Below are 25,019 nucleotides of genomic sequence, written 5' to 3' on the forward strand. Positions count from 1 at the left end.
ATGATAACTAACAACCCTGCAGCCAGACTGCTAAATATCTTAGAGAAGGGTAAACAACTACCCCCGGACATGAATTGTCGAAAAGCTTGGTGCTCACTTCTTTCAGTCGACGTAAACGACAAAGCAATTTTGATGGGTCGCCTTGGCAAAGTCATGTCACTTTCCACCGAGATACTAGCTCGACTTGAAAATATAGACGGAATAAGAATTGAGCGCTATATCCACTGGCAAACACCCTTAGACAGTGCATTCTCACAAAATAATCTTCAAGGAAAGTGGCTTGGCTTTAATCAATTCGTCGATGATCACGTCATTAATTATTTATCAATGACATCTGATCTTCTTTCACTGAGGGCACCAGACCCTACCATTTCAACTACATCACTAGAGTCAATTCTTTCTAACTCTAGAAGTCTTATTGAAGAGGTAAAGTCATCTGACATACCCCCAAAAATAAAAGATTTCATGATCAAACAACTCTATAAAGTTTGCATGGCTGTTGAGGAATATGAAATCAATGGTGCAGAATCAATTTCAAGCGCCGTAGAGTCTGCTTTTGGATATGGACTCCTTCATGGCGAAGCTGTGGAATTGACAAAAACAAACTCGACTTCTAAGAAGTTCTGGCAGCAGATGGCCAACATAGCTTTAATCGTTTCAATATCAACTGGCGTTCAACAACTTGCAGCACCAATTGTAAATCTACTTCCTGAAATAAATTTTTCAGCCGAAGATCCTGCTGTTGTAACCGACAACGAACGCCCTAGAAGTTAGAGCGCATAAAACTGGCTCACTCTGGAGCGGGCCAAATCAAGGTAAATCACAAGACTCTTTCTTTTTCTGCGCATTTCGTTCTGATGGGTTATATCTGTATTGATTCCACCAGAATTTACACGCATCAGAAGAATAGCGTTTTTCCTGCTGTACTCGTGCAAGCTCGGCGTTTCTGATTGCTTGTGCCTGGGCTTCTCTTTGTTGCCTCAGCCGCTCTGCTGAAGCCATTCGTTGCTGCATCTCGGCTTGTGCCTGCTTCGACTGCAAAGTGGCTTCTCGAAAGCTCCGCTCCATGTATATCGCGGCTTCGTTTAATGCGGCCTTTAAGCGCTGCTCTTGTATGTAGTCATAAACCAGCTTTCCGCCCCATATGCCACCGACAATGATCATCGCAGCCAGGATGATGGCGTGGCTTGTGTCCATGGGTGGATGTGCGCGCCTGGCGCTAACTGCTCTGTAGCCTCGACGTTCGTTGCGATCGTCAATTTCTTCATCCATGTCGAAGCTGAGGACTTTCAGCTGGTCATCGATGTCACGTTTATTCATTCCTAGATTCCCTTCTAACCAACCTGACTCAATGCGTTCGGGCGTACCAGCGCCTAGTCACTTCCTTTGTGATCGCTATCCCGCGTTTGGACTGCTCAAGTTTCGGTTCGCTTCGTCGTAATCTGGACTTGTCTGCCCGCTTTCAGGAATTACCTGACCGCTCGCTATCCATAGAGCGTAATGCGGAAATGCTCTGACCAGAACGTCTACTTCTTCCGTGCTTACTCGCACAGCGCCCTTACTCACGTTTAGCCATCGGCTGTAATCGGTGCCACTCAGCTGGCTGAGTTTTTTTGGGCCGATTTTCTTGATCAATAGCCTTGCTCTATCTGCCGAGCTTTCCATATAGAAAAATAAAACCAGATCTAAAAGGTAACTATTGACGCGAGGTATCATCGCGTCAATAATTGACTTGAGGTAATTATTGACTTGAGTAGCAGCTCAAGCGTTTTCCAACAAAGACCAACATAGTGCAGGAATGGCCATGAATGGGGAAGGAATCAACCTCACGCTGAAAGACCTTTTGACACCACCTCCGGTGATGCCTTGGCGCGAGTTCGCGAACTGGATTCGCATGAATAATGACCACGACATTGTTTGGGGCTGGATACGCAACGGCTATATCCCCTCTCACAAGGTCGGCAAACACGTCATGGTCAATGTGGCGCTGCTCACCCAGCACCTCATGGAAAAGGAGTTTCCGGGATGAAACTTGAAACCATCCAAGCCTTAGCAGACCGCTGCGGCGTCGCTTACGAAATCGCCCACAACTGGGCTATGCGCGGCGCTATCCCCACCATAAAGCTCGGCAAGCGCCGCATGGTGATCATTGACGATGGACAATTACCTCCGCCGCCCACATGCACCGGACTGCGACTGCTCTGTCTGCTGGTCAAAGGTCGAAATGGCCAAGCCCGATCCTTGCCCGTCCACACCCTGCGACCAATGCCGCCCCGCGTCTGCCCGACCCGTGCGCACGCTCAAAATGCGCCTCGTCGCTGGTGCCTGGACGCCCTTGCTTTCCCAATGGGAAATCACACCGGCCTTTACCTGCGCCAAACACACGCCAAGCGACCGACCGCCCAAGTATTGGAGCGTTGTGGCCAATATCGGCAAGCCCGTGCCTTTCGTGCCGCTTCACGAACCTTTCGAGCTGGTGGGGTGAGCCATGTGTAGTTCTTTCATCGTGATCGGCGAGTGCTTTTACTGCGACGAAACGCTGATTGAAGACCGTAAAGACTTCAACGTGGCTGACCTCCCAGACGTTTTGGTCTGCAGCTCCTGCGAATCCGTTCATGCCCTGCGCCTAGCTTCCGTTGGCTGCTCCGAAGGTTCGCAGGTGACTAAATGAACGTTTCCTTCCGCGCAGGCCGCTATCTGGTTGCACTGCTCTGGAGCTGGTCGCTACCGGCCTTTATCGGTGCTGTCGTCGGCTTCCTGTTCGCTACGTGGCAAGTGCTGGAAGTCCTCAAGGCCAGTGACGAATTGTTATTCGATGCCCTGGACGCCTCCATAACCCGAGTCGCCGAATCATGCGCCATCCCGCCTGATCCGCCCGACTTGCTGTCGCCGCCTGTGTCCGTGACTGGCCAACGCCTAAACCCCGGCCAGCCCACGCACTCACCGCCAGTCGCGGGCGCAGGTGGCGAAACGGGATGACAAGGGCGCGGCCCTTGGTGTCCACCGCATAACAGTTCAACGCATCACCCGGCTTTAAACCCCGGCAAGCCGAAACAACCCAGCAGATTCGAACTTTGAAAGTTCACCTGCTCGGGATCGCTCGGCCTGCAGAAAGGCAAAACCGCGCACTAACGCGCAACTGAAAAGAGGAAATACCGATGGCTCGTTCAACTATGGAAGTTGCATTTCTCGGCACCCAAATGACCCAGGTCGAGGACACCAAATACGCCAAGGTCTTCTACGGCGATGAACCGGACGGCAAGACCGAACACGGCCTGTCCATCATCGGCATGGCTATCTCCGAAGATGCCGCCGACGAAGTGTTTAACGCCGGCTCCCAGTTCGAACCCCTGCAACTGGTGCGCATCACCTTCGACGTTGCCCGTGGTGGCCAGAACAAGGGCAAGAATCTCGCCCTGCACATCGAAGCGGTAGACAAGCCAACCGCCCGCGCTGCGGCCCCCCAAGCCAACGCCCAGCAGCAAGCCAAACCAGCGGCCCAGGCTGCTGACCCGGCCAAGTCCTAAGCAGGCCGGATCCCGTGGTGTGGATGTTCTGCAATCACTGCCGCAAGACCTCGCCGGCTACTAGCTGGCGTGTGATCTGCGCGTGTCCGCACTGCCGGAGTCCCCTGTGAACTTTCTGGCCTGCGAGGGCGAATGGGTGGCCGGCCCAGGTGGTGAACCCATCTGCGCCGGTCAACTGCTCAACCTCACAAGCGAGGAAATGCAGGGCCTGTATGGCACTGCACTCAGTTGGGATCAGGTCAGCGAGCTGCAGGGCGAAACCATCGTGCTGTTTGCCCTGGTGTTCGGCTTCCTGGTTCTGAAAAAAGTCCTGAAATAGCGAGGTAACAACCATGAAAAACAAACTGCAAAACCTGAAACGCTCCCTCGGCGCTGCCGCTGCCCTGGGTGTCCTGGCCACTCAACAAGCCTATGCCGCTGTGCCACCCGAGGCCACCGCCGCACTGGATACCGCTGGCACCGACGTTGGCACCATCGGTTGGGCTGTCTTCGGCGTACTGGTCGCCGCTGCTGCCTTCAAGTACATGCGCCGCGCTCTGTAATCGCTGCGCGCTTCACCCAAGTCCCGCTACGGCGGGACTTACTTTTCAGGGCCACTCAATGAACTACGAACTCTACGTCCTGCTGGTCACCGTGGTGGCGCTGTACCTCGTATTTTTCGGGCGGGTCTGACCATGCGTACACCCCTGCTTTTGTTGCTGGTTCTTCTACCGCTCTATGCCGTAGCCAATGAAAAGCCCTTCAAGATCCGTAACCACGACGGCTTTTTTAAATCCGTGGAAGCCGCCTGTGCGGGCTTTGACTACTCAAAGATTCAACAGCCCATCGTGCTGATCAACCCGACCTATGCGGGTAGTTACACCGCGCTGCAAAACACCAATTCATATCTGTGTCAGTACAACTTTTCCTATCACCCTTACAGCAACCCCGATCAACCCATTCGCCAAGGTGGCCCGTCCTCCGGCGCTGTTGTCGTGGATACCATGCCAGCCTGTGTAGCTGGCACCGAGTCCACATACACCTGGCCCCTCGGCCGTCGTGATTCATCCGCTGAGTTCAACATCGCTCCCGGGACTGCAATCACTCCGCCTGCCTTTGCCTGCATTGATGGCTGTAAAGCTCAGCATCAATCGGTTTCTTCTTGCTTCAACGAAAGCGAAACAGACGGCTCCATCACCTACTGCGACTACAACGCCAAGCTAACCGGTGAAACCTGCACCACATCCGAAAACCAGCCCCCCGAAGTTCCCCAGCCAACCGACCCTGGTGACGGCGGAACTGATCCCGGCGATGGCGGCACCGATCCGGGTGATGGTGGTACTGACCCAGGCGACGGCGGCACCGATCCGGGTAATGGTGGAACCCCAGGGGATGGCGGCACCAACCCCGGCGACGGTGGCACTAATCCAGGGGATGGCGGCACCAACCCTGGCAACGGTGGCACGAACCCAGGTAACGGTGGCACCAATCCGGGCAATGGCGGCACCAACCCAGGTGGCGGCGACAGTGACGGCGGCAGCGCCTCCGGTCTTGCCTGCGATCAGCCCTTGGCCTGCTCCGGCGATGCCATTCAATGCGCCATTCTCGACACGCAAAAGCGCGCCCGTTGCGATGCCCTAGCCGCTGGCAACTACCCGTCACAAGAAGGCGACATCAGCGGCTTTATCAACGGCAAAGGCGATAGCGCCAAGCTCGACGAAGGCGACGGTGAAATTGATCTGTCCAGCCTGTTCAGCGGCCCCACTGATCCGCGCTTTCTGCCTGCAGCGTGCCCACCGGCCAAGACCTTCACCCTGCAAACCCAAGGTGGCCGCACCTTCGAATTTTCCTATGAGCCGCTGTGTCAGTTCGCCACCGATCTTGGCTACCTGATCGTCATAGCCGCTTCGCTTTTCTACGCCATCTACGTTGGCCGCGCCTCGGGAGGTGAGTGATATGCCTGCATTTCTATGGGTTGCCCAGTTCCTTTGGCAGATCGCCAGCCCGCTGGTGATGACCGTTTTTCGCGCCATCGGCTTTGGCTTCGTTACCTACTTCGGCTTCAACGCGCTGATCAACGCCGCCCGCGATTACATGATCACCAATATGGGCAACTCGGGGATCGTCATTCAGCAGATCCTCGGACTGGCCAAGATCGACATAGCGATAAACATCATGCTTTCCGCCGTGTTCACCCGCTTCATCATCGCGGGCATCAACAAGGCCCAGGATCGCAAACGTAATCAGGTCTGGCGCAAGCCGGGCGGCACCTCCATCGAAGCGTAAGGAGGCGCAGCCATGCTCTATATCCGCACCGGCAAACCCGGCCACGGCAAGACCCTCAACACCATCAAGGAAGTGGATCAGAAGGCCCATGCAGAAGGCCGCACCGTCTACTTCCACAACATCAACGGCCTGCAGCCTGAGCTTCTAAAGGCTTCTTGGTACAAGTTCGATGATCCCGAAAAATGGTTCGAACTGCCCAACGACTCAATCATTGTCGTGGACGAGGCCCAAGGCTGGTTTGGTGGTCGTGATCCTCGGGCGCGTCCGCCTGAGCACATCACCCGCTTCGAAACCATGCGCCATAGCGGCCATGAAGTGCACTTGATCACCCAGGACCCGCGCTATCTTGATGTGCACCTACGCCGCCTGTGCAATGGTCATATTCACTACTGGCGCGTCTTCAAATCACAGCAACTGCTGCGCTTTGAATCCGATGCTGTGATTGAAAAAGTAGAAGTGAAATCCAGCTTCAAGGATGCCGAGAAAACCACGGTACGCCTCGATAAGAAGTTTTTCAGCGTCTACACCAGCAGCAACGCACAGCACCATTTTCAGACCAAGCTACCGACCAAATTCATCTTGGCCGTGCTGGTCATCGCGGGTGCCTTCTTCATGGTCTACCGCGCCTACGAACGCTACGAAGCCGGCAAACAAACCGAGCAGGCTGCCGCCCAAGCCCAGGCCGAAACCAGCGCCCCGGCTGGTGTTGTCGATCAAGTGAAAAGCTCGGTCGGCTCGCTAATAAATCCGGTCAACAACAAGCCCGGTACAAAGGCACTCAGCCTGGATGAATACCTAGCCGCCCGTGTCCCTCGCATACCAGACGTACCCAGCTCAGCCCCCATCTACGACGAACTAACCAAGCCGCAAAGCTACCCGCGGCTGTCCTGCGTTATGAGTTCGGACGAGGGCTATATCGACCGCAACGCAAAGCGCTACCGGGTCGTCAGGACGCAAGAAAAAGCCTTTATCTGCGAGTGCTTCACCCAGCAAGGCAGCTGGCACAAAACCACCTTTGCCTACTGCAAGAACACGGTAGAGCGCGGCGTATTCGATCCGGCCCGCCCAGACCCCGGTGCGCGCCCCGATCTGCAGCAGGCCAACAACCCACCCCAGCAGCAGCCGCAACAACCCCAGGAAGCCCCCAAGGGCGTCACCGTGACCCGTATTCCCTACGAGAAAGGCCGATTCCTATGGTGATCACTCAGCGCCTTCGCTTGGCGCATTTGAGCGCATGCGCGAGGTACGAGCGCCGCGCCAAATGCGCGCGCTGACGTCCCTGTAACACGTCATATAAGTCCTAATGAAAGTGGCCATTATTGGTCAATAAAGGAAAAACAGATGAGCGTAAAAGACCAAAGAAGACTTGATCGACTGACCGGCCTGGAATGCAAACGAGGTCGTTTGTTTATCGATGCGGCCAGTGCTGCACTCACTGACCTGTCAGGCGTGCGCCTGCTCCGCTGTGGCGTCGATACCGTGCGCCAACTCTACAAAGGGCTGATCCGCCCCGAGATCATGGCCCTATTCGAAAATCCGGGCACCCTGGTCGACTTTGCGGGCCAGCGTTGGCACTCAGGCCGTGTTGGCCGTGACTCTGGTTACCAATACAAGCTGCAAAACGCTGATCTGGGCATCATCCTGTTGGTTAAGAACTTCAACGCCAAGCTGGACTGCATCGGCCCACACCTGAAAATCGAAGTGTCACCCCATGCAATCGACAGCTTGTCACCTGAACGCCTGCAGGCTCGGTTAGATTTTTACGCCTCCCAGGTACTGACTCACGTTGAAATCAACCAATGCGCCGTACACCTCGCGCTGGATCTGCAGGGCTGGACACCTCCCGCCGATCTGGTGGCCCGCATGCACTGCAAAGCCCGCGTGCAGCGTGACATAACCGGCATCAACGAAATCAACTGGGCGACCAAATCCAGCACCTACGGACGTGGCGAAACCTCGATGTTTGGCTCTGCCAACGGTGTCCAGCTCTGTATCTACAACAAGACCGAGCAAGCCCGCGCAACTGACAAGCTCGACTACTGGGAAAGCGTCTGGCGTCGTCGTGACAGCTTCGACGAAAAAGACCCCGACAACTACAACCCCGACCAAGCCGTATGGCGCGTAGAACTGCGCTATCACCACTCGATCATCCAGCAATTCGCCAGCGGCTCACTCGATGTGAGAACCGGTGAAGCCATCGACACCAGTTCGTTTGCAGCGTTTGCGGGTCATCTGGACGGCCTGTGGCGCTATGGCCTACGCCAATTCAAATTGCTCGACCGCCCTGGTTACTTCTCCCCCATCTGGACACTCATTCGCGAGGATGTACGCGTGGATCTACCTGTTGATTCCCTGCTTGAGGACACCGAATACAAGCGCTACTACAAGACCTCCCGTGGCTTCTCGGGCAAAAACGTCGAACTGTTCCTGGGCAACTTTGTCAGCCTGCTGGCAAGGGAACGGGTGGGCGCAAAAAAGGCGTTTGACCGGCTGCAAACCTGGGAATGCTGGCCGGTAATTCGCGACCACTATGCCGCCAAGGAAATGAGCGAGCACGACATATACAAGCACATCAAAAACCTACTTGAAGAACGCAACGTACGTTGGGGGCGTGCCGTCTAATGGCTATCGATCAACTACCGGACGGTCGTTGGAAGGTCGATGTAGAACCCGTCAAGGGCAAACGCTTCCGTAAGACCTTCAAGACCAAAGGCGAGGCCCAACGGTTTGAGGCGACCTGCAGAACCAAATGCATTGAAACGCCCAGTTGGTCACCCAAGCCCAAGGACAAACGCCGGCTCTCTGAGTTGTGCGACCGTTACCATGACCTGCACGGCCACACCCTGGCGGATGCTGCACGGCTAAAGCAGATCCTCGCCAAGTTGGCCAAGGATCTAGGCGACCCGGTTGCCGTTACCTTCACCGGCAACGCCTACTGCGAAACCCGGCGCATACAGCTTGATAGCGGCGTGAAAGGCAAAACCCTGAATAACCGCCTCGGCTACCTCAAGGCCGTATTCAACGAACTGCATCGCCTGGGTGAAATCGACTACCCCAACCCGCTGATCAACGTCCGGCCCCTTCGCCTGCAGGAAAGGCCCCTCTCCTTCCTGTCCGTGCCGCAAATCAACGAAGTGCTAGCCGCACTTGATGCACGCGACACAACACCCGGAATTGGCCTTGTAGCTCGCGTATGTCTGGCAACGGGTGCGCGCTGGGGTGAGGCTCAAGCCCTGACGCCTGAACGGGTGAAAAATGGCGCTGTGACCTTCGCCAATACCAAGTCACGCCGGACACGGACTATCCCCATCAGCGAAGCCCTGGAAAAGCAGCTACAGACCTACTTCAAGCAAAACGGCCTGTTCAGTAACTGCATGGTGACCTTTAGCCGGGTACTGGAAACGACCTCGATCAAGCTGCCAGAAGGCCAAGCCACCCACGTACTGCGGCACACCTTCGCCAGTCACTTTGTGATGCGTGGCGGCAACATCCTGACCCTGCAGAAGATTCTGGGCCATTCCAGCCTGACAATGACCATGCGTTACGCGCACCTGTCACCCGATCACCTGCAGGATGCTTTATCGCTCAACCCGCTGGCCGACAAATGACGTTAACAAAACGTACGTTTTGGCGTACGCTAGCCATAACGACATAGGAGGCCAAGCCCCATGCAAACCCTAACCGCAAGTGAAGCACGCACAAACCTATACCGGCTCATGGATCAATCCGCCGAATCGCACCAGCCGATCCTGATTTCAGGCAAGCGCACCAACTCTGTACTGGTGTCTGCAGAAGACTGGGAAGCGATTCAAGAGACTCTGTATCTGCTGTCAGTTCCTGGCATGCGCGAGTCCATCAAGGAAGGCATGGCTGAACCGGTCGAGGAATGTGCTAAGGATCTGGATTGGTGAATTGGCAGCTCGTCTACACAAAGCAAGCTCAGAAAGATGCACAAAAACTGGCAGCGGCTGGCCTAAAGGACAAGGCTAAAGCCCTGCTGGCGGTCGTACAGGAAAACCCTTTTCAGAACCCTCCCCCCTATGAAAAGTTGGTCGGGGATCTCGCCGGGGCTTACTCACGCCGCATCAACATTCAGCACCGTCTGGTCTACATGGTGCTGCAGGATGAACAAGTGGTGAAGGTTCTGCGCCTCTGGTCACACTACGAATAAACCAGCCTTTTCGACACTTCATCGACACCACCGAACGCCAGAAAGCAAAAAGCCCCGACAACTCGTGAGTTATCAGGGCTTTAGCTGTATCAATCTGGCGGTGAAGGTGGGATTCGAACCCACGATACGATTTCTCGTATACACACTTTCCAGGCGTGCTCCTTCAACCGCTCGGACACTTCACCGGGTCTCGACACGCATTGCTGTCTGTCGAGGCGCGCAAATGTAGCCGAACAGCCCGCTAAAGGCAAAATCTTTTTTCAAAAGATTCATGTGCTTATGCCAAATGCTGGTCCTCGGGGGAGGACTTAGCGGGATTGGGTTCAAATCGGTGTTGGCCGAACAGAATAAAGCCAAGCGAGATAAATAGGCTGAAAGCAAACAAGCCCAGCACGCCGACAGGGTTTTGGCTGCGCGGCTCACTGGCCAGCCAGAGCAGCCCGAGCATTAGCAGCAAGGCCAATGCAACGCGCCAGCACCTGAAACAGAGGGTTAAACCACGCATAGCGTCATCGCTCATGAATAAAGTGTCGACGGTAGCGGTGCATCCGCACAGCCGACCAATTGCCGATCTTGATCAAGGTCATAGCTGAAGCAGCCGCGCTCACTGACCAGCCAGTCAGCCATCGTGCTTTACCTGGCCAGTGCGGATGAGTAACGTCTGCTGCACTTCAGCACAAGGAACCCGACCATGAGCGACCTGATCAGCTACCAACTCGACGATGGCATTGCCACCCTGACCCTGTGTAACGGCAAGGTGAATGCCATCTCCCCGGATGTGATCACTGCCTTCAACGCAGCCCTGGATCGCGCCGTACAGGACAAGGCCATTGTTATCATCACCGGCCAGCCGGGCATTCTGTCGGGCGGCTATGACCTCAAAGTGATGACCTCCAGCCCGCAGAATGCCATCAACCTAGTGGCTTCCGGCTCCACCCTGGCGCGCCGCATGCTTGCTCACCCCTTCCCGATCATCGTCGCTTGCCCAGGTCATGCGGTCGCCAAGGGTGCCTTTATTTTGCTCTCGTCCGACTACCGTATCGGCGTTGAAGGCGCGTTCAGCATCGGTCTCAACGAAGTGCAGATCGGCATGACCATGCACCACGCTGGCATCGAGCTGGCCCGTGACCGCCTGCGCAAATCAGCCTTCCACCGCTCGGTGATCAATGGCGAGATGTTTGACCCGCAAAGCGCTGTGGATGCTGGTTTCCTCGACAAAGTAGTACCAGCCGAACAGCTGCACGCCACGGCGCTGGCAGTTGCCCAGCAGATGAAGAAAATCAACATGACGGCGCATAAGAACACCAAGCTGAAAGTGCGCAAGGCGCTGCTCGAAGCCCTCGACCAAGCTGTCGAGCTGGACAAACAGCACATGGTGTAAACGCATCGTGCAGCACCAGGAGCCCGGCCTTTGCGCCGGGCTTTTTGCATTTAATGGCTAAACAGTGGCAAACCGGCAAGCAATCTGCCCAGGCTGTATTACTTTTAATAAGTATGGCCAAGGAGCAGAGGCACTCACCAATCGATTCGAAATTGCCGCCGGGAGCGTGTTATGAAGATTGCCCACAAGGTTGGTCTGGCCGCGGCCATCGTGTTGTTCCTCACCACCAGCCTGCTGTCGCTGGCGCAAGTCACCCAGGTTCGCGCCACCCTCCAGAGTCAGGTGGCAGCCAGCATCGCAGAATCAAGTAACGCACTCGCCAGGCAGATCGAGAACTGGCTCAACGCCAAGCTCAAGCTGATGGATCTGATGGCGCAAAGCATCGACAGCAACTACAGCCCCGAAGAAACCCAGCGCATCGTCAACACACCAATGCTGAAGAACGAATTCATCCTGGTCTTTGGTGCCCTGCAAAGCGATGGCAAGCCGATCAAGAACAGCGATGAATGGAAGCCCGCCCCTGAATGGGATGGTCGTCAACGGCCCTGGTACGCGACGGGTAAAGACGGCACACAAGCCGTACTGACCGAACCCTATGTGGATTCCACTACGGGTGAAATCCTAATTTCTGCCGTTACGCGCATCACCAATGCCGGCGAATTTCTAGGGGTAATGGGCGGTGATATCCGCTTGAAAACTGTGGCGGATGCCGTCAACACCCTGGATTTCAACGGTGCCGGCTACGCCTTTCTGCTCACGCGCAACGGCAACATCATTTCCCACCCCAATACCGAGCAGAACGGCAAAAGCTACAGCGAACTATTCGACGGTCAGAGTCCTGCGCTGAACAAGGAACTGCAGGAAACCAGTGGCGGCGATAAGGACCTGCTGGTGTCTTTCACCCCGCTGCCTAACCTCAAGGGTATGGACTGGTACATCGGCGTGGTGCTTGATAAAGGCATCGTTATGGCCGAAGCCAATGCCCTGAGTTGGCGCGCGGTGATCGGCACCATCCTGGGGGTGATCATCAGCCTGATCGTGCTGGGTGTGCTGATGAACAACCTGCTCAAGCCCCTCGACCACCTGCACAACTCTCTGCATGAGGTAAACAGCGGTGAAGGCGACCTCACTCGTCGCCTGCCCGCCACCGGCAACGATGAAATTGCCCTGGTCTCCAAGGAGTTCAACAGCTTCCTGCAAAGCCTGCAGAGCTTGATCAGCGAGGTGATGGGCAGTTCCAGGCAGGTGCGTGAAAGCACCACACTGACCTCCAGCGAAGCCAACCAGGCGGCCAATCGCTTGCAGCAACAGCTGCAGGAGCTTGATCAGCTGGCCACCGCCATGCAGGAAATGGCCTCCACCGCTGAAGAAGTGGCGCGTAATGCACAGGCTGCGGCACAAGCCGCGCTGGCGGCCAACGAGGAGACTGAAAATGGCGTACGCGTGGTGTCGCGCTCTACCGAGGCGATCAAACACCTGGCCGATGAAATGGACGAGACCAGCCACGCGATTAACGAATTGGCCAAGCTTAGCCACAACATCGAATCGATCCTGTCGGTGATTACCAGCATTGCCGACCAGACCAACCTGCTTGCCCTTAACGCCGCTATTGAAGCGGCACGCGCCGGTGAATCCGGCCGTGGCTTTGCCGTGGTGGCTGATGAAGTCCGCTCGCTGGCCTCACGTACCCAGCAGTCGACCCAGGAAATCCGCCAGATGATCGACCAGCTGCAATCCGGGGTGAAACAGGCCGAATCGCGCATGCAGCAGAGCCGCGACACTGCCAGCAAAACCGCCGAAGAAGCTGGTGCGGCCAACGACATGCTTGGGCGCATCAGCGATGCGATCACCCGGATCAACGACATGAATCTGCAAATCGCCACCGCTGCCGAACAGCAGAGCGCCACCACCGAGGAAATCAACCGCAACACCACCAATATCCGCGACATCAGCCATGAAGTGGCCGCCGGCGCTGAAGAACAGGTGCGTCAGTGCGCCGTGATGGTCGACCAGGTCGGCCAGCAAGATCATCTGCTCGGGCGTTTCAAGGTCTGAGTTTCCCGACATCGGGCGGCACCTTCGCGTGCTGCCAGCGCCAATCGAAAAAGCGATTGGGCATACTCGTAGCGTGGATCCTGTGCCTGGCCTTGCTTAGCATCGCCCAGGCGAAACGTATTGATGTGTATATCAATGATCGCCTATCGATTCTCTGGAAGCTGCAGCAGATGCGCAGCGAAGGCATCTTTGTCAGCAGTGGACTGAACTGGTTGGTTGAAAGCCCTACTCTGTCCAGTGAATACGGGTCACATGGGCTATACACGTATCAATGAGCAGGCCTAACCCTATAAACAGGACGTTATGCAGCAGCTGGATCAAGCCCTGCTAGCTCTTGAGCAAGATGGCAGCATCATCCGCATGGCACAGCGTTACGGCTCGGTTGACCCTGGCAGCGGCTCTAAGAATGAAGCAACAAGCGGTAACGACCTCTGATCAGCATCAATTGCCGAAAGCAGTGCACGCCCGTACACTGCGCGCCTTTTTCCTATGACGGGCGTACCAAATGCTTTTTCTTCTGCGCATGCTGGCGATGGGCGTGCACTTTATCCTCGCCGGCATCCTAGGCCTGCTGCTTGGCATCTGCCGCCCGTTCAATCCGGATAACAGCCGCTTGTGCGCTCGCCTCTACAGCATCCCTGCGCAGTGGCTATTGCGCTGGAAGTTGAAGACCGATGTACAGCCACTGCTCGACCATCAGCGTTCCTGCGTGATCGTCGCCAACCACCAGTCCAACTATGACCTGTACGTGCTCGGCCGCGTAGTGCCCAAACGCACCGTAAGCATCGGCAAAAAGAGCCTTAAATGGGTGCCATTCTTCGGTCAACTGTACTGGCTGGCGGGCAATGTCTTGCTCGATCGCGGTAATGCCGTGCGTGCCAAGCAGGCCATGCTCACCACTACTGAGACGCTCAAGCACAAAGACACCTCGATCTGGGTGTTCGCCGAAGGCACCCGCAATCTGGGCAAAGGGCTACTGCCATTCAAGAAAGGCGCGTTTCAGATGGCCATTGCCGCTGGTGTACCGATTATTCCGGTGTGCGTCAGTACCTACGTTAACCACCTGCACCTCAACCGCTGGAACAGCGGCGAAATCATGATCCGCTCACTGCCTGCCATTCCTACGGCAGGCCTGACGCAGGATGATCTGCCACAGCTGATCGACACTTGCCGCACGCAGATGCAACAGTGCATCGACGCCATGGACCAGCAACTCAGCCAACGCGCCTGAGACTGCTCGCAGCACCTAGATAGCCCAGCCATATGCTGGGCTTTTTCTTACTGGCAGTATTTCGTATCGTCCACTGGGAGCGACTAAGCCGCTAAGCTGCGTGCTGAGTTCACCACCAATAAGAGAGATTTTATGGGTCGCGTTGTGGCTGCCGCCGTGTACAGCAAGGGCAAAAAAGTCACCACTATCAGCCTCGACGAAGGTAAACCGTGGTCGAAAAAACCGGGGCACTTCGTCTGGATTGGCCTACATGACCCCTGCTCCGAAGAGCTGACCAGCCTGCAGCAGCAATTCGATCTGCATGAACTGGCGCTGGAAGACGCTCTGCAGCGGCACACCCGGCCCAAACTGGAAACCTTCGGCGATGCGCTGTTTCTGGTGCTCTACTCGCCCATCCGGGTCAACGACGAACTGACCTTTGTCGAAACCCAGCTGTTCGCCGGCAGCGGTTACATCATCAGCGCCCGTTACGGCGAATCCGCACCCTATTCCCAAGTCCGCCAACGCTGCGAGGCGCGCCCGCTGCTGCTCGAGCACGGCGAAGACTTCGTGCTCTACGCCCTGCTCAGCTTCGTGATCGAGAACTACCGCCCGCTGATGGACAGCTACCACAGCGAGCTAGAGGAGGTGGAGCAGCATGTGCTAAAAAACCCGCTGAGCCAGGCCGATGTCGAGCGCATTCAGGGTTTGCGCCGAGATCTGCTCCGCCTGCGTCGCTACATCGGGCCGCTGGCAGAAATCTGCCAGGAGTTGCAGCGCCTAGAGTTTCCGTTTATCGACAAGAACATGCGGCCCTACTTTCGCGACGTGGCGATTCACGTCAACCGCCTGCTGGAAGACCTAACCGCCCTGCGCGAAATGGCTGATCACGCCATCGAAATTGGCTTGCTGCTGGAGTCCTCACGGCAAAGCGTTACCCAGCGCAAGTTCGCCGCCTGGGCCGCGATTCTGGCCTTCCCCACGGCGGTAGCCGGAATCTACGGAATGAACTTCCAAAACATGCCGGAACTGACCTGGCACTACGGCTACTTCGGGGTGCTCGGACTGATCACCACCGGTTGCGCTGGACTCTTCATCAGCTTCAAACGCTCCGGCTGGCTGTAATCATCGTCTGGAAGGATTTTTAACGGTGCGCACGGCGGCCCGCACGGTGGCGCTCATGGATGACACGCCATAAAAAGCCCGGTCACTGACCGGGCTTTTTCACACAAACGCTGCTTATTCGGCCAAACCGGCACGGCCCTGGGCGACAAAGCGCATCATCCACTCGGCCACCGTATGGCCCTGATGATCGCGCTGCAGACTGTCGACGCCCTTGGAGTAGGTCGGCTCACCAATGTGCTGCTGGCGCAGATCGAGCAGCGCGCGCGAATAGTCATGCACGAACTCGGGGTGACCCTGGAAGCACAGCACCTGATCACCGATGCAGTAGGAGGCAATCGGGCAGAACTCGCTGCTGGCCAGCAACGTGGCTTTTTCCGGTAGTTGGGTCACTTGGTCTTGATGGCTGATCAGCAGAGTCAGGTCTTCCAGATCAGGGCTCATCCAGGTTGGTTTGTTCGCCATACGGTACTGATGAATGCCCACACCCCAGCCCTGCACCGCCCGCTCAGCCTTGCCGCCCAGCAACAACGCCAGCAGCTGATGGCCGAAACACACGCCGAGCAGCTTGTCGCCCCGGTTGTAGCGCTCCAGCAGGTAGGTTTTAAGTGTCTGGATCCAGGCATCGCTGCCGAAGGAGTCTGCCTTGCTGCCCGTCACCAGATAGGCATCGTAGCGCTCGCTGTCCGGCGGGTAATGCCCCTCCATCACGTTGTACACCTTGAACTCGGCAGCAATCGGCTGACGGGCGAACAACTGCTCGAACATACGGCCATAACTGTCGTATTGGTCGACCAATTCAGGGCGAAGAACATCGGTTTCCAGGATGCAGATCTGCAGCGGCATATGGGCGGTTACCTAGGGCGCAGGAGGGTTGTTTTTCCAGCGCGCAAGCGTGCCTGCTGACAGGCTGCAAGGCAATAGCCACGGGGCAAACCCGACCAATTACCCGAGTCCCATCAGCGCCCTCGATAGTCACCATAAGCACCATTCACTTCTGTCGATAGCGGCACGCGCAGATGATCTGGCCATCGGGCACTGCGCCCACTCCACCAGAGGACACCAGCATGACCAGTTTTTCCGCCATCGCCAGCCTGCTTGCTGCCTCCGCCTTCACCAGCAGCCACAGTGCGAGCAACCAACGCCAAGCCGAGAAAGTGCAAGCCGCACAACTCAAGGCCGACCAGAACGCCGCTAGATAACTGCGCACCGCAATCAGGAGAACGCCATGAGCATCGCCCAATCGCTGAGTAACCAGAACGTCTATGGCGTGACCTATGCCACTGTTGACGACAGCGGCATCCACTTCGAGTCCGAGCTGGCCATCCAGCTTAGCGACGGCACCTTAACCACCCTGCGCATGCCCACTCACCTGAGCGAGCGTCAGGCCATCCACCAGCTGGTGTGCGGCCGTCAGGCCTGCTGACAGTTATTGCGCTGGCATCGGGCAGCTGAGGTCGCCTTCTTCACAGACGGCCAGCTGCTCCAGTTCCTTGACCCGCGCGGCGGTCTTTTGCGTCAGGCAGCCTTTAAGCACCATCGGATAGGCCGAACCGCCCTCCACCGACGCCGACTCAAACGCGCAGGCCAGGTCGCGGAATTTAATCCAAGCCAGCTGCACGTCTTTGAGTTGCTGCTTCTGCCCATCATCCAGACGCTTGCGATAATCGCCGTAGAGCTGATTCAGGCGTTTGTCCTGTGCGGCGTAGTCCGCCGCCGCGCACTGGTTAAGAGTGAGTTGATCCATGGCATTAGCGCAGTCATCCGCCCACACCGGCGCGGCCAATAACCCTAGGCTGATTGCCAGCGCACTGCTTATCCCGATTTTCATAACACCTCCTTGCGCCACACCCGCGTGGCTGTTGCAGCAGTCTAGTGTCATGCCCATAAAAAAACCGGCTCACAGGGAGCCGGTTTTCAGTACATCTGCTTTAACACGACGGGTTTAGAAGCTCTGGTTCTTCGCCGCCTTCTCCAGCAGCAACGCCGGCGGTAGGAAGCGCTCGCCATACTGCTCAGCCAGGTACTGGGCACGGGCGACGAAGTCCTTCACCCCGTACTGGTTAATGAACTGCAACGCCCCACCGGTCCAGGCCGCAAAACCGATGCCGAAGATCGAACCAATGTTGGCATCGGCTACCGACTTGAGCACACCCTCTTCAACGCAGCGCACGGTTTCGATGGCCTGGATAAACAGGATGCGATCACGCACGTCGATCTGCGAGATCTGCGCATCGCGCTTCTCAAAACGCGCCTTGAGCTCCGGCCATAGGTGCTTCTTGCCGCCCGCCGGGTAATCGTAGAAACCCGCACCCGCTGCCTTGCCCGGCCGCTTGTACTCGTTGAGCATCATGTCGATCACTGCAAACGCCGGGTGCGCGGGGATCTGCTTGCCCTCGGCGGCCAGGTCCTTGATGGTCTGCTGACGGATATGGTTCATCAGGCTCATCGATACTTCGTCGCTGATCGCCAGCGGGCCAACCGGCATGCCGGCCTTGCGCGCTTCGTTCTCGATCATCGCCGCGCTCACGCCCTCGCCCAACATGGCCAAGCCTTCGTTGGTGAAGGTGCCAAACACGCGCGAGGTGAAGAAGCCACGGCTGTCGTTGACCACGATCGGGGTCTTCTTGATCTGCATGACGTAGTCGAAGCCGCGTGCCAGGGTTTCGTCGCTGGTGTGCTCGCCCTTGATGATTTCCACCAGCGGCATCTTGTCCACCGGGCTGAAGAAATGCAGGCCGATAAACTTATCCTGCTTCTGCACCGCCGTGGCCAAGCCGGTAATAGGCAGAGTCGAGGTGTTGGAGGCGATTACCGCGTCAGCCAGCGCCGCGCGCTCAGCAGCTGCGGTGACGTTGGCTTTGAGGTCACGATCCTCAAACACAGCTTCGATGATCAGGTCGCAGCCTTCAAAGTCAGCGTCACTGACGGTAGGTTTGATCCGCGCCAGAATGCCATCGCGCTTCTCAGCGCTCATCTGGCCACGGCCAACTTTCTTCTCCAGCAGCTTGGCCGAGTAGTCCTTGCCCTTCTCAGCGGCCTCGATGGAGATGTCCTTGAGCACTACGTCGATGCCGGCCACCGCGGATACATAGGCAATACCGGCGCCCATCATGCCTGCGCCGAGCACACCGACCTTCTTGGTCACATAGGGCTCAAAGCCTTGCGGACGTGAGCCGCCGGCGTTGATTTCATTGAGCTGGAACCAGAAGGTGCCGATCATGTTCTTCGCCACCTGGCCGGTGGTCAGCTCGGTGAAGTAGCGTGCTTCGATGATCTGCGCGGTATCGAAGTCGACCTGCGCGCCCTCAACGGCGGCGCACATGATCTTCTCCGGCGCAGGGAAGCAGCCCTTGGTCTTGTCACGCAGCACGCTCGGCGCGATTGCCAGCATTTGCGCCACATTCGGGCTGGACGGCGTGCCGCCGGGAATCTTGTAGCCTTTCACGTCCCACGGCTGCACAGCGGTCGGGTTAGCGGCAATAAAGGCGCGTGCCTTGGCTAGCAAGTCATCGCTATCGCTGGCCAGTTCATGGATCAGGCCGGCCTTGAGCGCCGCATCGGGACGCACTTTCTTGCCTTCGGCCAGGTACGGCAGGGCTTTTTCCAGGCCGAGGATGCGCACCATGCGCACCACCCCGCCGCCGCCCGGCAGCAGCCCGAGGGTCACTTCCGGCAAACCGAGCTGGATGCTGGAGTTGTTCAGGGCGATACGGTGATGGCAGGCCAGGGCAATTTCCCAACCGCCGCCCAGGGCTGCACCGTTGATCGCCGCAACCACAGGCTTACCCAGGGTTTCCAGGCGGCGCAGTTGGCCCTTGATATTGAGGATCATCTGGTAGAAAGCCGGTGCGTCGGCCTTGGTCACCTTGATCAGCTCATTGAGGTCGCCGCCAGCGAAGAAGGTCTTCTTCGCGGAGGTGAGGATGACCCCAGCAATGGAATCTTTCTCGGCTTCCAGGCGGTCAACAATCTTGCCCATGGCTTCGCGATACACCGCGTTCATGGTGTTGGCGCTCTGGCCAGGCATGTCCATGGTCAGAACGACGATATTGTCCTGGCCTTTTTCGTAACGGATGGCGTCAGTCATTTTTCTTATCTCCGCCTCAAACTCTTTCAATAATCGTGGCAATACCCATACCGCCGCCCACGCACAGGGTGGCCAGGCCATAGCGCAACTTGCGCTTCTCCAGCTCGTCGATCAGGGTGCCGAGAATGGCGCAACCGGTTGCACCCAGCGGGTGCCCCATGGCGATGGAGCCGCCGTTGACGTTGACCTTGTCCTCGCTGACGCCCATGTCCTTCATAAACTTCATCACCACCGAAGCGAACGCCTCGTTGACCTCGAACAGGTCGATGTCATTGACGTTCAAGCCGGCCTTGGCCAATGCCTTGCGCGTAGCCGGCGCCGGGCCGGTAAGCATGATGGTCGGGTCGGTACTGGTCACGGCGGTGGCAACAATGCGCGCACGCGGCTTCAAGCCCAGTTCCTTACCCTTGGCGGCGCTGCCGATCAGCATCAGGGCCGAACCGTCGACGATGCCGGAGCTGTTGCCCGGGGTGTGTACGTGGTTGATCTGCTCGACATGGCTGTAAACCCGCAGCGCGGTGCTGTCGAAGCCCATCTGGCCCATCATCTCGAAACTCGGCTTGAGCTTGCCCAGGCCTTCGAGGGTGGATTCGCCACGGATAAACTCATCGTGATCGAGCAGCACGATGCCGTTCTGATCAGCCACCGGAATCAGCGATTTGCTGAATGAGCCGTCCTTGCTGGCGCGAGCAGCCTTCTGCTGCGAGCGCAGGGCAAAGCTGTCGACGTCGGTGCGGCTGAAACCTTCCAGGGTGGCGATCAAATCGGCACCAATACCCTGCGGGGTGAAATGGGTGTGCATATTGGTGGCTGGGTCCATTACCCAGGCGCCACCATCGGAACCCATGGGAATGCGCGACATCGACTCGACACCGCCGACCACCACTAGGTCCTCGAAACCGGAACGCACCTTCATCGCGCCGAGGTTTACCGCTTCCAGACCCGAAGCGCAGAAACGATTGAGCTGTACGCCCGACACGCTGACATCCCAATCGGCGACCATGGCGGCCGTCTTGGCAATGTCCGCGCCCTGATCACCCACCGGCGTTACACAGCCGAGCACGATGTCATCGACCTGGCTGGTGTCCAGGTTATTGCGCGCTTGCAGCGCCTTGAGCAAGCCGGCGATCAGGTCGACTGGCTTGACGCTGTACAGCGCCCCGTCCTTCTTGCCCTTGCCGCGTGGCGTGCGCACGGCATCGAAAATATATGCTTCGGTCATGGCGTCCTCAGACCTCCAATGGAGGGTGGCTGATGGCGCAGGTGAGGCCCGCGCCTGTTTTTGTTGAGTGGGCCTACCATACGCCGCGCGGAAGCAGGCTCAATGACCGAAGTGCTCAGGCCTATTGACCGCTCAGCTCAGACAAACGGTCAATCGCTGGGCAAAGAGCAACAATCGCGTCTAGCTCAGGGGCTGCTTGGCACCCACCTGGCACGCCTCATAACTGCTGGCAACTAGCCAGTGCGATTTAGTAATCAAGGCGTCTATAGCCGATGCCAGCCCAGCTCTACAGTTGAATCAGGTTATCGGCAATTGCCCTGTCGATTGACCGCTGTCGGCGTCGTCACCGGGTTTTGCCGGGACGGCTTGAATGATCAACACGAGACGTGGCATCGCCTCCGCGCAGTACGCAGGAGCGCGACGACCGCGCCGCAAAAAACAACAAGGCCACTCGCCATGCTCAATCCCATAAAAATGCGCCAGGCAGGCATGATCGTTTTTGCCACCGCCCTGATCCTGATTCTTCCCAACCTGACCCGACTGGTCAGCTAACCCGAATCCTGCTGCGCCTCCATCCCCACAAATGGTTCGCGTCCAGCCCCTGAAACCCTGCCCTGCCAGCCACCGTAGCGTGCGTCGGCAGTGGCAGCGCGTTTGCCAGCATCGCGCACGCAACGGCCTGTGCTAGGGTGATTTCAATCACCCCAAGGAGCCCGCCATGCGCCCCCTACTTGCCACCCTCGGCCTGCTGGTCAGCCTGCCACTACTGGCCGGCGAAGCCGAACTCAACGCCGCCGTCGTCGCCCTGCAATCGCCCGATAGCGTACTGATTGATGTGCGCACCGCCGAAGAATTCGCCGCGGGCGCATTGCCCGGTGCCGAGCAAATCGACCATGAACAGATCGCCAGCCGCATCAGCGCCATCGCCCCGGACAAAGACACGCCCATCGTGCTGTACTGCCGCAGCGGCCGCCGCTCTGGTATCGCCGAAGAAAGCCTGCGTGCCATGGGTTACAACAACCTGATCAACGCCGGCGGCTACGACGAACTGAAACTGGCCCTGGAGTCGCAGGATTGAACACACGCACCCCCGCTATCGCCCTGCTCGCCCTCTTACCCTTCACTCACCTGCACGCCGCCGAACTGACCCTGGAACTGGGCAACGGCAGCCAGCGCCTGAGCAGCGCCCAACTGCTCGCCCATCCACAGGCGCAAACCATCGAAATCCGCGACGACGTCAGCTACAAACGCAACATGCACTACCGCGCCGTGCCGCTGGCGGCGCTGCTGGAAGGTGTGCAGCCGGGTGATCACCTGCAACTGGTGGCCAGCGACGGCTTTGCCGCCGAACTGTCTGCGGCTCCTGCGCTCAGCCAAACCGCCAGCCAAGCCTGGCTGGCCATCGAAGACCCAGCAGAGCCCTGGCCCGCCCTGGGCAACGGCAAACCCAGCGCCGGGCCGTTTTACCTGGTCTGGCAAAAACCGGCCGCCAGCCAGATCGGTCCCGAACAATGGCCGTTTCAACTGGCCAGCATCCGCAAACTCGCCCCGGTAGCGCAGCGCTTCCCGCAACTACTGCCAGCGGCCGACGCCAGCCCGGCGGTGCAGGCCGGTTTTGCCCAGTACCAGAAGAACTGCATGGCCTGCCACCGCCTGAATGGCGCAGGCGACTCGCAATTCGGCCCCGACCTGAATATTCCGCACAACCCGACCGAGTATTTCAGCGGCGACTTTCTAACCCGCTATATCCGCGACCCACAGAGTTTGCGCCGCTGGCCGCAGGGCAAGATGCCGGGGTTTGCGGTTGAGGTGTTGAGTGACAAGGAGCTGGGGGAGTTGGTTGAGTATTTGGGACATATGGTAGAACATAAAAAGCATATTAAAAAATAGATATAAATCTATAAAATTCGAATTTTGAGCAAAGGAATCGCCCAATGAATTTAGTTGAAATTCGTGTACGAAATTTCAGATCAATTGAAACTGAACAACATCTTCCTATACCAGGAAGTATAACTCTTGTAGGCCCCAACAACTCCGGCAAAACTAATCTATTAAGAGCGGTTCAAGTTTTCTTCACAGGCTACGAAAACTCGTATGGCTACTCACGCGAGTCCGATTTAACATTTGGTGTAGGTAAAGCCAGAACAAGTATTACCGCAACATTTGACGGCAGCATTGAGGCAGATAGAGAGCTTTACGAAAGCATAGATGAGCTCCACAACTTGCAAGGAACCCAGAGAACAGGGTCATTAGTCACTCTCACACTATACTTCACTGACACGAATACTCCTGTGTACAGCTTCTTTCCTAACATAAAACGCCCCAAAGCTGGCGCACAAGCCGCACAGTATTCTCGAACACACATATCTTTGGTCAACCGCCTACTGGGAAGCTTCAGCCTACATTACGTACCATCTGCCAAAGGAATAAATCAAATATATCAAGAACTTTTGAGCCCATTCCTAAAAAGAAAAGTCTCTAAAGTTATCGAACCATATATAAATGACATTCAAGAAAGTCTATCCGAAGCGGAGCAAGCACTTAACCATGAGCTTACCAATGCTGGCCTAAATGACTTTACAGCCAGCTTCTCTATACCCAGACACTCGATAGAAGAACTAGTATCTGGATTTGACTTCCTCATTTCAGACCCACAAAAAACACCTATAAATGAAAAAGGCATGGGTATTCAAACTACAGCTCTGCTGGCTGCTTTTCGGTGGATAACCAAACAAGAAGCAGAAATCAATCGGAAAGCGCTCTGGCTTCTGGAAGAACCAGAATCATATTTACATCCACATCTGGCAACCAACTGCAGCAAAATACTAGATAACCTTGCAAAAGATTCAACAGTAATAAAAACAACACACTCAATGGCTTTCGTACCACAAGACCCAAAATATATTTGCGGCACAAGCCTAAATGATAAAAATCGAACAGAGCTATCCCGATACGATACTTTTAACTCTGCAGTGTCAACAATAAGATCAGCCCTAGGTATAAAATTCGGTGATTTTTTCAATCTTGCTGAATACAATGTATTTTTAGAAGGAAAATCCGATAGAGAAATATTTAGTTGGATTTTAGAGATCATTCCGGCGGAATTATATGATTGGCCGTATCTACGCAAAGCCAGCCTCGAAGATTTTGGCGGCGTAAAACATTTATCTGGATTTTTACGAGCGACTTATCCATTTATACGGAAAGAACAGGCATGTGTTGCAATATTTGACGGCGACGATGCAGGAGATCAAGAACGAAGATCACTTCAGGGATATTTCGGCCAGAAAGACATTCCCTTCCAGCCAAACGAACACTTTGTCTCAGTTAGAAATGGCTTCCCTATTGAAGGGCTATTTCCTGACGAGTGGATTAAGGAAATATACGCAACAAACCAAAACTGGTTCGACAATTTCTCTATAGATGCGCATGGACAACTAGAGCCTTTCAAAATAAAAGATAATAAAAAGGAAAATTTACAAAAATTACTCATTGATAAGGCCGCAAACTCAGCTGATCTTGATTGGACAGAAAAATTCTGCCAAGTCTGCTCAACCATAGACTCCGCACTCGAAAAGGTTTCCCACCGTTTAAGAAACGGTGATCAGTAACAGTTTGCTTTTAGTTAAATCACGCAAGACGCGCAGACGACGCCAAACGCCCCTTCAGGAGGGTGAACAGAATCGTTGTGGAAGGGGTTGAGCGGCATGGATGCCGCGAGAGCCGCGATGGGCCAAGGATGGCCCTTCGCGGCGGGCCCCTGGAGCAATGATTCTGTTCACGTACCCTGCCGCAGGCAGGGCCGGATGTCGGGGCTAGACCTTTTGGTTCCTTTTGGGGCAATTGCCAAAAGGGACTCGCCCGTAAGGGGCGAAACCAAAATGAGAGGCTACAACCGCTTGGTGGGTTACGTGGCGCTCAAGCTCCGGGCTGAACCATCAATCTCAGATCAGCGCCACTAACCCACCCTACGAAG

29 protein-coding genes, 1 tRNA gene and 1 pseudogene are annotated in these 25,019 nt (G+C 56.4%); 25 read left to right on the forward strand and 6 right to left on the reverse strand.

The window, feature by feature from the left end:
- Entirely contained in the window at positions 1–774 is a 774-nt protein-coding gene (locus BLO50_RS21620) for a 3-dehydroquinate synthase (protein WP_143003791.1), read from the forward strand.
- 36 nt (positions 775–810) lie between these two features.
- Here the strand turns inward: BLO50_RS21620 and BLO50_RS00110 are convergent, their stop codons facing one another.
- A complete protein-coding gene (locus tag BLO50_RS00110; protein ID WP_090247760.1) occupies positions 811–1,320 on the reverse strand; it encodes a hypothetical protein in 510 nt (169 codons plus the stop codon).
- A 484-nt stretch (positions 1,321–1,804) separates the two neighbouring features.
- On the opposite strand from BLO50_RS00110, the gene BLO50_RS00120 reads away from it, so the two are divergent.
- The 13 genes from BLO50_RS00120 (at position 1,805) to BLO50_RS00195 (ending at position 9,963) form a co-directional block, all read left to right on the forward strand.
- Entirely contained in the window at positions 1,805–2,029 is a 225-nt protein-coding gene (locus BLO50_RS00120; protein WP_090247762.1) for a hypothetical protein, read from the forward strand.
- A 126-nt stretch (positions 2,030–2,155) separates the two neighbouring features.
- The gene (gene pflM / locus BLO50_RS00130) at positions 2,156–2,485 is read left to right on the forward strand and encodes a lysogeny maintenance protein PflM (protein WP_090251073.1); all 330 of its coding nucleotides are present in this window, start codon (positions 2,156–2,158) and stop codon (positions 2,483–2,485) included.
- A gap of 182 nt (positions 2,486–2,667) precedes the next feature.
- On the forward strand, positions 2,668–2,979 hold the full coding sequence (locus tag BLO50_RS00140) for a hypothetical protein (protein WP_090247765.1): 312 nt from the start codon (positions 2,668–2,670) through the stop codon (positions 2,977–2,979).
- A gap of 179 nt (positions 2,980–3,158) precedes the next feature.
- On the forward strand, positions 3,159–3,527 hold the full coding sequence (locus tag BLO50_RS00145; protein WP_090247766.1) for a hypothetical protein: 369 nt from the start codon (positions 3,159–3,161) through the stop codon (positions 3,525–3,527).
- Positions 3,528–3,633: 106 nt separating this feature from the next.
- Complete coding sequence (locus BLO50_RS00150) at positions 3,634–3,846, forward strand: hypothetical protein (RefSeq protein WP_090247767.1); 213 nt, start codon at positions 3,634–3,636, stop codon at positions 3,844–3,846.
- 13 nt (positions 3,847–3,859) lie between these two features.
- The gene (locus BLO50_RS00155; protein ID WP_090247769.1) at positions 3,860–4,069 is read left to right on the forward strand and encodes a major capsid protein; all 210 of its coding nucleotides are present in this window, start codon (positions 3,860–3,862) and stop codon (positions 4,067–4,069) included.
- Between the two features lie 132 nt (positions 4,070–4,201).
- Positions 4,202–5,461 (forward strand): virulence factor TspB C-terminal domain-related protein, encoded by a 1,260-nt coding sequence (locus BLO50_RS21905; protein WP_244152815.1) that lies wholly within the window; start codon positions 4,202–4,204, stop codon positions 5,459–5,461.
- A gap of 1 nt (position 5,462) precedes the next feature.
- Positions 5,463–5,792: a DUF2523 domain-containing protein gene (locus BLO50_RS00170; protein ID WP_090247770.1), complete on the forward strand. Its 330-nt coding sequence runs from the start codon at positions 5,463–5,465 to the stop codon at positions 5,790–5,792.
- 12 nt (positions 5,793–5,804) lie between these two features.
- Positions 5,805–6,992 (forward strand): zonular occludens toxin domain-containing protein, encoded by a 1,188-nt coding sequence (locus BLO50_RS00175; protein ID WP_090247772.1) that lies wholly within the window; start codon positions 5,805–5,807, stop codon positions 6,990–6,992.
- A gap of 141 nt (positions 6,993–7,133) precedes the next feature.
- Entirely contained in the window at positions 7,134–8,414 is a 1,281-nt protein-coding gene (locus tag BLO50_RS00180) for a hypothetical protein (protein ID WP_090247774.1), read from the forward strand.
- Complete coding sequence (locus BLO50_RS00185) at positions 8,414–9,400, forward strand: phage integrase (protein ID WP_090247776.1); 987 nt, start codon at positions 8,414–8,416, stop codon at positions 9,398–9,400. The genes BLO50_RS00180 and BLO50_RS00185 overlap by 1 nt, the downstream gene beginning before the upstream one ends.
- A gap of 60 nt (positions 9,401–9,460) precedes the next feature.
- Positions 9,461–9,703: a type II toxin-antitoxin system Phd/YefM family antitoxin gene (locus BLO50_RS00190; protein WP_090247778.1), complete on the forward strand. Its 243-nt coding sequence runs from the start codon at positions 9,461–9,463 to the stop codon at positions 9,701–9,703.
- Positions 9,700–9,963 carry a Txe/YoeB family addiction module toxin gene (locus tag BLO50_RS00195; RefSeq protein ID WP_090247780.1) on the forward strand — a complete coding sequence of 88 codons (264 nt, stop codon included), beginning with the start codon at positions 9,700–9,702 and terminating at the stop codon, positions 9,961–9,963. The genes BLO50_RS00190 and BLO50_RS00195 overlap by 4 nt, the downstream gene beginning before the upstream one ends.
- A 95-nt stretch (positions 9,964–10,058) precedes the next feature.
- On the opposite strand, the gene BLO50_RS00200 is transcribed toward BLO50_RS00195, so the two are convergent.
- Positions 10,059–10,148: transfer RNA gene (locus BLO50_RS00200), tRNA-Ser, on the reverse strand.
- Between the two features lie 506 nt (positions 10,149–10,654).
- Between BLO50_RS00200 and BLO50_RS00210 the strand changes: the two genes are divergently transcribed.
- From BLO50_RS00210 to BLO50_RS00230, 6 genes and pseudogenes are all read left to right on the forward strand, one after another.
- The gene (locus tag BLO50_RS00210; RefSeq protein WP_090247784.1) at positions 10,655–11,344 is read left to right on the forward strand and encodes a crotonase/enoyl-CoA hydratase family protein; all 690 of its coding nucleotides are present in this window, start codon (positions 10,655–10,657) and stop codon (positions 11,342–11,344) included.
- 171 nt (positions 11,345–11,515) lie between these two features.
- Positions 11,516–12,541: pseudogene (locus BLO50_RS22200) on the forward strand (cache domain-containing protein); the annotation flags it as partial.
- Between the two features lie 30 nt (positions 12,542–12,571).
- Positions 12,572–13,399 carry a methyl-accepting chemotaxis protein gene (locus tag BLO50_RS22205; RefSeq protein WP_420875454.1) on the forward strand — a complete coding sequence of 276 codons (828 nt, stop codon included), beginning with the start codon at positions 12,572–12,574 and terminating at the stop codon, positions 13,397–13,399.
- Positions 13,400–13,455: 56 nt separating this feature from the next.
- On the forward strand, positions 13,456–13,674 hold the full coding sequence (locus BLO50_RS00220; RefSeq protein ID WP_090247788.1) for a hypothetical protein: 219 nt from the start codon (positions 13,456–13,458) through the stop codon (positions 13,672–13,674).
- Positions 13,675–13,904: 230 nt separating this feature from the next.
- A complete protein-coding gene (locus tag BLO50_RS00225) occupies positions 13,905–14,630 on the forward strand; it encodes a 1-acylglycerol-3-phosphate O-acyltransferase (protein ID WP_090247790.1) in 726 nt (241 codons plus the stop codon).
- A 132-nt stretch (positions 14,631–14,762) separates the two neighbouring features.
- The gene (locus BLO50_RS00230) at positions 14,763–15,734 is read left to right on the forward strand and encodes a magnesium and cobalt transport protein CorA (RefSeq protein WP_090247792.1); all 972 of its coding nucleotides are present in this window, start codon (positions 14,763–14,765) and stop codon (positions 15,732–15,734) included.
- A 114-nt stretch (positions 15,735–15,848) separates the two neighbouring features.
- Here the strand turns inward: BLO50_RS00230 and BLO50_RS00235 are convergent, their stop codons facing one another.
- Positions 15,849–16,577 carry an amidotransferase gene (locus BLO50_RS00235; protein ID WP_090247794.1) on the reverse strand — a complete coding sequence of 243 codons (729 nt, stop codon included), beginning with the start codon at positions 16,575–16,577 and terminating at the stop codon, positions 15,849–15,851.
- Positions 16,578–16,798: 221 nt separating this feature from the next.
- Between BLO50_RS00235 and BLO50_RS22125 the strand changes: the two genes are divergently transcribed.
- Together BLO50_RS22125 and ptrC are read left to right on the forward strand one after the other, a co-directional pair.
- Positions 16,799–16,933 (forward strand): hypothetical protein, encoded by a 135-nt coding sequence (locus tag BLO50_RS22125; RefSeq protein ID WP_262371887.1) that lies wholly within the window; start codon positions 16,799–16,801, stop codon positions 16,931–16,933.
- A 26-nt stretch (positions 16,934–16,959) separates the two neighbouring features.
- Positions 16,960–17,157 (forward strand): type III secretion system co-regulatory protein PtrC, encoded by a 198-nt coding sequence (gene ptrC / locus BLO50_RS00240; protein WP_090247796.1) that lies wholly within the window; start codon positions 16,960–16,962, stop codon positions 17,155–17,157.
- Positions 17,158–17,160: 3 nt separating this feature from the next.
- On the opposite strand, the gene BLO50_RS00245 is transcribed toward ptrC, so the two are convergent.
- From BLO50_RS00245 to BLO50_RS00255, 3 genes are all read right to left on the reverse strand, one after another.
- A complete protein-coding gene (locus tag BLO50_RS00245; protein WP_090247797.1) occupies positions 17,161–17,562 on the reverse strand; it encodes a lysozyme inhibitor LprI family protein in 402 nt (133 codons plus the stop codon).
- A 114-nt stretch (positions 17,563–17,676) separates the two neighbouring features.
- Complete coding sequence (locus tag BLO50_RS00250) at positions 17,677–19,821, reverse strand: 3-hydroxyacyl-CoA dehydrogenase NAD-binding domain-containing protein (RefSeq protein ID WP_090247799.1); 2,145 nt, start codon at positions 19,819–19,821, stop codon at positions 17,677–17,679.
- A 16-nt stretch (positions 19,822–19,837) separates the two neighbouring features.
- Positions 19,838–21,043, reverse strand: a complete 1,206-nt coding sequence (locus BLO50_RS00255) for an acetyl-CoA C-acetyltransferase (protein ID WP_090247801.1) — start codon at positions 21,041–21,043, stop codon at positions 19,838–19,840.
- A gap of 718 nt (positions 21,044–21,761) precedes the next feature.
- Between BLO50_RS00255 and BLO50_RS00260 the strand changes: the two genes are divergently transcribed.
- From BLO50_RS00260 to BLO50_RS00270, 3 genes are read left to right on the forward strand one after another with little or no spacing between them, the layout of a single operon-like run.
- Positions 21,762–22,121, forward strand: a complete 360-nt coding sequence (locus tag BLO50_RS00260; protein WP_090247803.1) for a rhodanese-like domain-containing protein — start codon at positions 21,762–21,764, stop codon at positions 22,119–22,121.
- On the forward strand, positions 22,118–22,933 hold the full coding sequence (locus BLO50_RS00265) for a c-type cytochrome (protein WP_186343808.1): 816 nt from the start codon (positions 22,118–22,120) through the stop codon (positions 22,931–22,933). The genes BLO50_RS00260 and BLO50_RS00265 overlap by 4 nt, the downstream gene beginning before the upstream one ends.
- A 44-nt stretch (positions 22,934–22,977) precedes the next feature.
- On the forward strand, positions 22,978–24,654 hold the full coding sequence (locus BLO50_RS00270) for an ATP-dependent nuclease (RefSeq protein WP_090247804.1): 1,677 nt from the start codon (positions 22,978–22,980) through the stop codon (positions 24,652–24,654).
- The last annotated feature ends 365 nt before the right edge of the window (positions 24,655–25,019 follow it).

It is taken from the genome of Pseudomonas peli, from assembly GCF_900099645.1.
GTDB lineage: Bacteria > Pseudomonadota > Gammaproteobacteria > Pseudomonadales > Pseudomonadaceae > Aquipseudomonas > Aquipseudomonas peli.